General features: G+C 61.4%; 1 protein-coding gene. It reads left to right on the forward strand.

Annotation, left to right across the window (positions count from 1 at the left end; genetic code table 11):
* Nucleotides 1-1,499 (forward strand): type I polyketide synthase (locus T398_RS26765; RefSeq protein WP_496450575.1); only part of this gene is annotated, 1,499 nt, incomplete at both ends.

The raw sequence follows: 1,499 nt of genomic DNA on the forward strand, positions 1-1,499 counted from the left end.
GATGTGGTTCATGCTCCGGTGTGGGGTTTGGTGCGTGCTGCGCAGGCGGAGAATCCGGGTCAGTTTGTGTTGGTGGATGCGGATCCGGGGACTGCGGTGGAGGAGATTCTGGCGGCGGTGGGTACGGGGGAGCCGGAGTTGTCGTTGCGGGGTGGGCAGGTGCGGGTGCCGCGGTTGGCTCGTGTGGGTGCGGACGTGGGTGTGGGTGCGGACGTGGGTGTGGGTGCGGACATGGGTGTGGGTGTGGGTGGTGGTGTGTTGTGGGGTGAGGGCACGGTGTTGGTTACTGGTGGTACTGGTGTGTTGGGTGCGTTGGTTGCGCGGCATTTGGTGGTGGTGCATGGGGTTCGGGATTTGGTGTTGGTGTCGCGGCGGGGTGTGGCGGCGCCGGGTGCGGTGGAGTTGCGTGCTGAGTTGATGGGGTTTGGTGCGGTGGTGGAGGTGGTGGCGTGTGATGTGGCTGATCGGGATGCTGTTGCTGTTTTGTTGGATGGTGTTCCTGGGTTGAGTGCTGTGGTGCATACGGCTGGTGTGTTGGATGACGGTACGGTGGCTGGTTTTACTGAGGAGCAGTTGGATTCGGTGTGGCGGGCTAAGGCGGCGCCGGCGTGGTATTTGCATGAGTTGACTCGTGATCGGGGTTTGGCGGCGTTTGTTTTGTTTTCTTCTGCTGCGGGGTTGGTGGATGGTTCTGGTCAGGGTAATTATGCGGCGGCAAATGTTTTTTTGGATGCGTTGGCTGGGTTGCGGCGGGGTCTTGGTTTGCCGGCGGTGTCGTTGGCGTGGGGGTTCTGGGAGCAGCGTAGTGGGATGACGGCGCATTTGGGTGATGCTGAGGTGGCTCGGATGGCGCGTTCTGGTGTTTTGCCGATTGGTTCGGAGCGGGGTTTGGCGTTGTTTGATGCGGCGGTGGGGGCTGATGAGTCGGTGTTGGTGCCGATCCGGTTGGATCTGGCTGCGTTGCGTGTTCAGGGGCAGCAGATGCCGGCGCTTTTCCGTGGTTTGGTGCGGCTGCCGGCTCGTCGGGCGGTGGGTGGTGGGGTTGTTCCGGTCGGTGGTTCTGCTCTTGAGCGGCAGTTGGCGGCGCTTGGTGTGGATGACCAGCATCGGGTGTTGTTGGATTTGGTGCGGGTGAATGTGGCTGGTGTTCTTGGTCATGACAGTGCTAGTGCTGTGGACCCGGATCGGGCGTTTCGGGACTTTGGTTTCGATTCTCTTGCGGCGGTGGAGTTGCGGAATCGGCTTAATGTTGCCGTCGGGTTGCGGTTGCCGGCGACTCTGGTTTTTGATTATCCGAATCCGGTGGCGCTCGCCGGCTACCTGCATGGTCGGATTTTTGGGGTGGCGACTTCTGGCGTTTCTGTGGTGGCTGCGCCGGTTGTCGGTGATGAGCCGGTGGCGATTGTCGCGATGAGTTGTCGTTTTCCGGGTGGGGTGGCTACTCCGGAGCAGTTGTGGGAGTTGTTGGAGGGTGGTGTTGATGCGGTTTCCGGGTTTCC

The organism is Salinispora goodfellowii, from assembly GCF_059570675.1.